The 7,519-nt window shown below is 71.1% G+C and carries 5 protein-coding genes and 1 tRNA gene; 2 read left to right on the plus strand and 4 right to left on the minus strand.

Annotation, left to right across the window (positions count from 1 at the left end; genetic code table 11):
- Nucleotides 1–36: 36 nt before the first annotated feature.
- The 4 genes from AC07FT_RS26665 to AC07FT_RS26680 all read right to left on the minus strand — a co-directional run bounded on the left by AC07FT_RS26665 (nucleotide 37) and on the right by AC07FT_RS26680 (nucleotide 2,865).
- Nucleotides 37–108 (minus strand) — tRNA-Gln (locus tag AC07FT_RS26665).
- A gap of 165 nt (nucleotides 109–273) precedes the next feature.
- Nucleotides 274–1,761, minus strand: a complete 1,488-nt coding sequence (gene gltX, locus AC07FT_RS26670; protein ID WP_479178369.1) for a glutamate--tRNA ligase — start codon at nucleotides 1,759–1,761, stop codon at nucleotides 274–276.
- The gene (locus AC07FT_RS26675) at nucleotides 1,754–2,545 is read right to left on the minus strand and encodes a fumarylacetoacetate hydrolase family protein (RefSeq protein WP_471201949.1); all 792 of its coding nucleotides are present in this window, start codon (nucleotides 2,543–2,545) and stop codon (nucleotides 1,754–1,756) included. Before AC07FT_RS26675 ends, gltX begins: the two co-directional genes overlap by 8 nt.
- Nucleotides 2,546–2,685: 140 nt before the next feature.
- The gene (locus tag AC07FT_RS26680; protein WP_479178374.1) at nucleotides 2,686–2,865 is read right to left on the minus strand and encodes a hypothetical protein; all 180 of its coding nucleotides are present in this window, start codon (nucleotides 2,863–2,865) and stop codon (nucleotides 2,686–2,688) included.
- Nucleotides 2,866–3,452: 587 nt separating this feature from the next.
- Here AC07FT_RS26680 and AC07FT_RS26685 point away from each other — a divergent pair.
- The gene (locus AC07FT_RS26685; RefSeq protein ID WP_479178370.1) at nucleotides 3,453–7,394 is read left to right on the plus strand and encodes a sensor histidine kinase; all 3,942 of its coding nucleotides are present in this window, start codon (nucleotides 3,453–3,455) and stop codon (nucleotides 7,392–7,394) included.
- A 9-nt stretch (nucleotides 7,395–7,403) separates the two neighbouring features.
- Nucleotides 7,404–7,519, plus strand: a 116-nt coding sequence (locus AC07FT_RS26690; RefSeq protein ID WP_302888475.1) for a roadblock/LC7 domain-containing protein, incomplete at its 3' end; no start/stop codon positions are given.

Raw genomic sequence — 7,519 nt, forward strand, 5'->3', positions numbered from 1 at the left:
ATCAAGAGATTTCCGGAAATCCGAGAAGATCTCTTGCTGGGGTACCAGGACTCGAACCTAGACTAAGTGAACCAGAATCACTCGTGCTGCCAATTACACCATACCCCACCAAAACGCTACCCCTGTAGGGGTTTTGTTTGGGTTGCGTCTCCGGCCCGGCCTCTCGGCCCGCCCGTCCGGCGCAGGAAGAACATTACCCGATGGTGGACGGGCCACCAAAACGGATTCGCCGTGCGGGGGCGCCGCGTGCCGGGCACCCGGCGCCCCGCGGCACTACACCGCCAGCTTCGCCAGCGCCGCGTCGATCCGGGCGAGCGTGCGCTCACGTCCGAGGATCTCCAGCGATTCGAACAGCGGCAGGCCGACCGTACGGCCGGTGACCGCGACCCGCACCGGAGCCTGGGCCTTGCCCAGCTTCAGACCGTGCTCCTCACCCGCCGCGAGGACCGCCTCCTTGAGCGGCTCGGCCGCCCACTCCGCCTCGGCCAGCTTGGCCCGCGCGGTGGTGAGCAGGGCGTCCGCGCCCGGCTTCATCGCCTTCGCCCAGGACGCCTCGTCGGCCACCGGCTCGTCCAGGAAGAGGAAGTCGACGTTGGCGGTGATGTCGGACAGCACCGTCAGCCGGGTCTGGGCCAGCGGCGCCAGCGCCTCGAAGGCCGCGGTGTCGAACCGCTCGGGGGCCCAGGGCGCGTGCGGGGCCCGCAGCCAGGGACCGCACGCCTCGATGAACGCCTTCACATCCAGCATCCGGATGTGATCGGCGTTGATCGCCTCGGCCTTCTTCAGGTCGAAGCGGGCCGGGTTGGCGTTCACTCCGTCGATGTCGAACGCCGCGACCATCTCGTCGATCGAGAAGACGTCCCGGTCGGCCGAGAGCGACCAGCCCAGCAGGGACAGGTAGTTGAGCAGCCCCTCGGGCAGGAAGCCGCGCTCCCGGTAGAGGTTCAGCGACGACTGCGGGTCGCGCTTGGAGAGCTTCTTGTTGCCCTCGCCCATGACGTACGGGAGGTGGCCGAAGGCGGGCACCAGACCGCCGCCCACCCCGATCCCGGCCAGCGCGCGGTACAGCGCGATCTGGCGCGGGGTGGAGGACAGCAGGTCCTCGCCGCGCAGTACGTGGGTGATCTCCATCAGCGCGTCGTCCACGGGGTTGACGAGCGTGTAGAGCGGAGCGCCGTTGGCCCGGACGATGCCGTAGTCCGTCACGTTCTCCGGCGTGAAGGTCAGCTCGCCGCGGACCAGGTCGGTGAAGGTGATCGGCTCATCGGGCATCCGGAAGCGGACGATCGAGGAACGCCCCTCCGCCTCGTACGCCGCGATCTGCTCCGCGGTCAGGGTGCGGCAGGCGCCGTCGTAACCGGAGGGACGCCCTTCCTTGCGGGCCGTCTCGCGGCGCGCCTCCAGCTCCTCGGCGGTGCAGTAGCAGCGGTAGGCGTGCCCCGCCTCCAGCAGCTTCTCCGCGACGTCGCGGTAGAGATCCATCCGCTGCGACTGGCGGTAGGGCGCGTGCGGACCGCCGACCTCGGGGCCCTCGTCCCAGTCGAAGCCCAGCCAGCGCATCGCCTCCAGCAGCTGCTCGTACGACTCCTCGGAGTCGCGGGCCGCGTCGGTGTCCTCGATGCGGAAGACCATCGTGCCGCCGTGGTGGCGGGCGAAGGCCCAGTTGAACAGAGCGGTGCGGACCAGGCCCACATGGGGGTTGCCGGTCGGCGAGGGACAGAAACGAACCCGCACGGGGGCGGAGGAGCTTGCGCTAGCCACGCTTGATCACCTTGTTGGTGAGAGTGCCGATGCCTTCGATGGTGACGGCGACCTCGTCGCCGACGGAGAGCGGGCCCACGCCCGCCGGGGTGCCGGTGAGCACCACGTCGCCCGGGAGCAGCGTCATGGCCTCGGTGATGTGCACGATCAGGTCCTCGATCGGGCGCACCATCTCGCTCGTACGGCCCAGCTGGCGCTGCTCCCCGTTGACCGTGCACATGATGCCGAGATCCGCGGCACGCGTCAGGTCGATATCGGTCTCCACCCAGGGGCCCAGCGGGCAGGAGGTGTCGAAGCCCTTGGCCCGCGCCCACTGGTCCTCGCTGCGCTGCACATCCCGGGCGGTGATGTCGTTGGCGCAGGTGTAGCCGAGGATGACGTCCTTGACGCGCTCGCGCGGGACCTCACGGCACATCCGGCCGATGACCACGGCCAGCTCGGCCTCGTGGTGCACCTCGGAGGAGAAGGAGGGGTACACCACCGGGTCACCGGGGCCGGTCACCGAGGTGGACGGCTTGAAGAAGGTGACCGGGACGTCGGGGACCTCGTGGCCGAGCTCGGCGGCGTGCTCACGGTAGTTGCGGCCGATCGCCACGACCTTGTTGGGCAGGACGGGCGGCAGCAGCCGCACCTTGCTCAGCGGGATCTTCTGCCCCGAGCGCTCGAAGTCGGCGAAGGGGTGGCCCTTGATGATGTCGACGACCGGGCCGTCCTGGCCGGACGGCTCACCCTCGACCACTCCGAAGGCGACGTTGCCGTCGATGGAGAACCTGGCGATGCGCACGGGAAGCTGCTGCCCCTTAACTGGACTCGCTGGAGACTGACGCTCCAGGCTATCGCTCCGCGTCCCGCGCGCCGCCGCGTCATCGGCCGGGGCGGTGGTGTTCCCCGGGGCCGGCCGTCCGGACGGTCCGGGTCCGGTCCCTACAGGGCCGGGGCCTCGGTCAGCACGGTGCGCCGGGGGTTGGCGGTCTGGACCGGCAGGTCGACGGAGTGCTCCGGCTGCTCCTCGGTCGCGGTCCGCAGCTCCTCGGCGTCGTTCAGATGCGCCAGGGTGGTGCGCCGCGGGTTGGCTATGGTGCGGAACATCATCGTCGTCTTCACTGGGGTCATGCCTCGCTGTTGTCGTTTTGACGGTCCGTGTAAAGCGTCAGGCTAGAGGCGGCTTTGCCCACGGAATCGCGAAAAAAGTCGGCGCCAGCATGTGATTTTGCTCACGAATCATCGGGCAAATGCCACATTGGAGACAGTTGATTCAATCACCCTAAACGGACATTGCCTCACTGAACCTGACGTTCCGCTCTTGATCATCGCTAGCCGGACACAGGATCCGTGCGCTCGACTCGTTGCTAAAAGTCCGTTATCGCCGACATGACTTTCTACGTCCGGTAATAAAACCCATACACAGCGTCACGCGCGTCACAGCCTCAACCCTTGCCCTTGTTGCAGCATCCGGCACTGTGCTGGAATTCCCGGGACCGCCGTGGGAATCATCCGGCGCGCACGGGGCGCAGAGAGGCGCCGAGCGGCGGGGGTTCCTCTTGTCGATGCGAAAGGAAGCGCGCCGGTCACTCACGATCGACAGGGGGGATCGCGGTCCCCCACGACTCGACACCGCTTCATCGTGGCTCGGTGAAGCGCCTGGTCCAGAGGTTGCGACGCTAGTGCAGGGACGTTTCAAGAGGGATGGAATGGGGTCTCCCCAGGCCCGCCAGGGCCGAGGGGAAGCTTCGGCGGACCCGGAGCCGCGCGGCGGGACCGACCGCGGCTCCTCGCCCCAGCGCGCCCAGGGCACCGGCAGGCTGCCGGCCGAGCAGGGCTCCGAGCCCGGCACGCTGAGCGCGCAGCAGACCGGCAAGCCCAGCGGTGGCGAAGCCGCCGAGCAGCCCAAACCCAAGAGCCCCAGCGGGCCCGGCAATCGCATGGCCCTGCGCAACTGGCGCATCAGCACCCGTCTGGTCTCCCTGCTCGCGCTCCCCGTGGTCGCCGCGACCACCCTGGGCGCCCTGCGGATCCAGGACTCGCTCGACAACATCGAGCAGCTGGACCAGATGAAGCTGCTCACCGAGATGACGCAGCAGGCCACCCAGCTGGCGAGTGCCCTCCAGGAGGAGCGCGACAAGTCGGCGGGGCCGCTGGCGGGCAGGGGCAACGCCAAGGACGACCGGGTCGTCTCCACCCGTGAGGACACCGACCGCGCCATCTCGGCGTTCCGCACCGCGACCGACGACATCGACCCCGGCGACCAGTCGATGGCCGGTGTGCAGTCCACGCTCGTCGACATCAGCCGTCAGCTCGGCAAGATCAACGAGATCCGTGACACGGCGTACGACAACAGCCAGTACTACTCGCTGACGGTCCAGAACTACAACGAGCTGATCAACTCTCTGCTGTCGCTCTCCCAGGACATGGCGCAGGCGACCAGCAACCGCGCGATGATCAACAACACCCGCGCGCTGGCCACCTTCTCCTCCGCGAAGGAATACGCGTCCATCCAGCGCGCGCTGATCAGCGCCGCGCTCGCCGACCCGGACGGCGCGGAGTTCTCGGCCAACGACCGCCGCTTCGCCAAGACCGCGGTGGACAAGGAGAACGAGGCCCTCGGCCGCTTCAAGCAGATCCGCCAGGGCAACTCCGAGGATCTCCTCGAACCGCTGGACAGCCGCCCGGACATCAAGGCGGCGACCATGTACGCGGACCGCGCGGTCCGCGACCCCGACGGTCTGAAGGCCGAGAAGCGCACCGATCTTGACTGGTACGACCAGGACAGCATCAAGATCGAAGAGATGGACAAGATCGAGGAGACGCTGCTCAGCGAGATGCAGCAGAAGGCTCGTGAGCTCCGTCAGGACGCCCAGCAGGACGCGATCATCAACGGTGCGCTGATCCTGCTCGTCCTCGGCGTCTCCCTCGTCGGCGCCTTCGTCGTCGCCCGCTCCATGGTCCGTTCGCTGCGCCGCCTCCAGGACACCGCGCAGGAAGTCGCCCAGAAGCGGCTGCCCGAACTGGTCAAGCAGCTCTCGGAGTCCGACCCGCAGGACGTGGACACCTCCGTGGAGTCCGTCGGCGTGCACAGCCGGGACGAGATCGGCAAGGTGGCCACGGCCTTCGACGACGTGCACCGTGAGGCGGTCCGCCTCGCCGCCGAGCAGGCGCTGCTGCGGGGCAACGTCAACGCGATGTTCACCAACCTCTCGCGCCGCAGCCAGGGCCTCATCCAGCGCCAGCTCTCGCTCATCTCCGAGCTGGAGAGCCGCGAGGCCGACCCGGACCAGCTGTCCTCGCTGTTCAAGCTGGACCACCTGGCCACCCGAATGCGGCGTAACGGTGAGAACCTGCTGGTCCTCGCCGGTGAGGAGCCGGGCCGCCGGTGGACCCGGCCGGTCCCGCTGGTGGACGTGCTCCGCGCCGCCGCCTCCGAGGTGGAGCAGTACGAGCGCATCGAACTCAGCTCGGTCCCGGCGACCGAGGTCGCCGGGCGGGTCGTCAACGACCTCGTCCACCTGCTGGCCGAGCTGCTGGAGAACGCCACCTCGTTCTCCTCGCCGCAGACCAAGGTCAAGGTGACCGGTCACGCCCTGCCCGACGGGCGGGTGCTGGTCGAGATCCACGACACCGGTATCGGCCTCTCCCCCGAGGACCTGGCCGCGATCAACGAGCGGCTGGCCAGCCCGCCCACGGTCGATGTGTCGGTCTCCCGCCGCATGGGCCTGTTCGTGGTCGGCCGGCTGTCCCTGCGGCACGGCATCCGCATCCAGCTCCGGCCGTCCGACTCGGGCGGTACGACGGCACTGGTCATGCTGCCGGTCGACGTCGCCCAGGGCGGCCGCAAGCCGGGCGCCCAGACGCCCGGTGGCGGCAAGGCCGGTCCGGGCGCTCCGGGCTCCGGCGGACCGGGCAACGGCTCGACGGGGCTGCTGGGCTCCGCCCCCTCGCGGCGCCAGGTGCCCGGCACGGGCTCGCGCGCCGCGCTCCCCGGCACCGGTGGTGCGGGAGCTCCCGGCGGCGGTGGCACCACCAGCAGCGGACTGCCGACCCGGCCGGTCGGCGCCGGGGCGGGCCCGCAGGGCGGCGCCCCGTCCGGCGGCAGCCTCTTCGACAGCGGACGGCCTCCCGGCCCCCGCGGCAACGCACCCGCGGGCTCCCGCGGTCAGGGCGGACCCGGCGGAGCCGGCGGTCCTGGCGCCGCGTCCGGCCGTCCGCCACTGCCTCAGCGCGGGGACGGCCCGACCGTCGCCCCGCCGACCGGTGCCCCGGCCCGCGCCGACTCCGGCGACCAGGGCGCCCGTCCGCAGCTCCCCTCGCGCGACCGCGCGCCCGAGCTGCCCGCCCCCACCCAGCCGGGCACCAGCTGGGGCGCCCGCCGCGCCGCGGGGGGCGACGACTGGCCGACCGCTCCGCGGGACGCCGGCGACACCCCGCGCGGCCATGAAGAGGCCGACTCCACCGGCCAGTTCGCCCGGCCCGACCTGGGCGGCGCGCCGTCCCAGCGGCGTGATCCGTTCGGCAGCCGCGGGCCCGGTGACACCGGGGAGTTCGCGCGCCCCGACCAGGGCGACGGCCCCGACATGTTCGAGCCGCGTCGCGGTCCGGGCGACACCGGCGAGTTCGCGATGCCGGGCCGTCCCGACGCGCCGGGTGCCCGCGGACCGCAGGACACGGGCCGGGGACCGGGCGACACCGCCCAGTTCGAGCGCCCCGACTTCAGCCAGGGCGGCCCGGGCGACACCGGCCGGTTCGCCCGCCCGGAGCTCGGCCAGGGCCCCGGCAGCACGGGCGAGTACGCCCGCCCCGAACTGGGCCAGGGTCCGGGCAGCACGGGCGAGTACGCCCGCCCGGATCTCGGCCAGGGTCCGGGCAGTACCGGGGAGTACGCCCGCCCCGAACTCGGACAGGGCCCCGGCGACACCGGGGAGTTCGCCCGTCCGGACGTCAACACCGCGGGACCCGGCGACACCGGAGAGTTCCCGCTCCCCCAGGACGGACGGAGCACCTCCGCACAGGAGGAGGCGCTGCCGCCCGCCGGTCCCGGCGACGGCCGTACGCCGATCTTCGACACCATCGAGTCGAACTGGTTCCGCGAGCAGGCCGAGCCCACCGGCACCTCCGGTGCGGACTCCCGGTTCCCCGCGGCGCCGTCGCAGCCCGCTCAGCCGAGCCGCCCGGTGCGGCCCGCCGAGCCCGTCGCGCCGGAGCCGCCCGCTCCGGCCGCTCCTCCCGCCCCTCGCCGCGAGCCGCAGCCGGCGTCCCGGGGCACCGGTGAGTTCACCGGACTGCAGGGTGCCAACGGCGCGAACGCCGCCGGCCCCGGTGGTCTGAACGGCACCGGTTCCTGGCGTACGTCGGCCAACGACGAGCGCTGGCGCCGCGCCGAGCAGATCCGTGAACCCGCCGCGGGCGGGGTCACGTCATCCGGGTTGCCGCGCCGGGTGCCCCGCGCGAACCTCGTGGAGGGCGCCGCCCAGCCGGCCCAGCCCGACCAGAGTGGACCGCAGGTGTCTCGCGCGCCCGATGATGTACGCGGGAGGCTGACCAACCTCCGCCGGGGGATCCAGCAGGGCCGTCGGGCCGGAACCGGTCTCGACGGCAATCACGATCGCGGCGTAGGCCCGACTTACCAGCAGGAGCGTTAGTTGAGCCCGATGAGCCAGGCGGCGCAGAATCTGAACTGGTTGATCACGAACTTCGTGGACAACACCCCCGGGGTGTCCCACACGGTGGTGGTCTCCGCCGACGGACTCCTTCTGGCGATGTCCGA

The organism is Streptomyces sp. NPDC045899 (assembly GCF_056431485.1).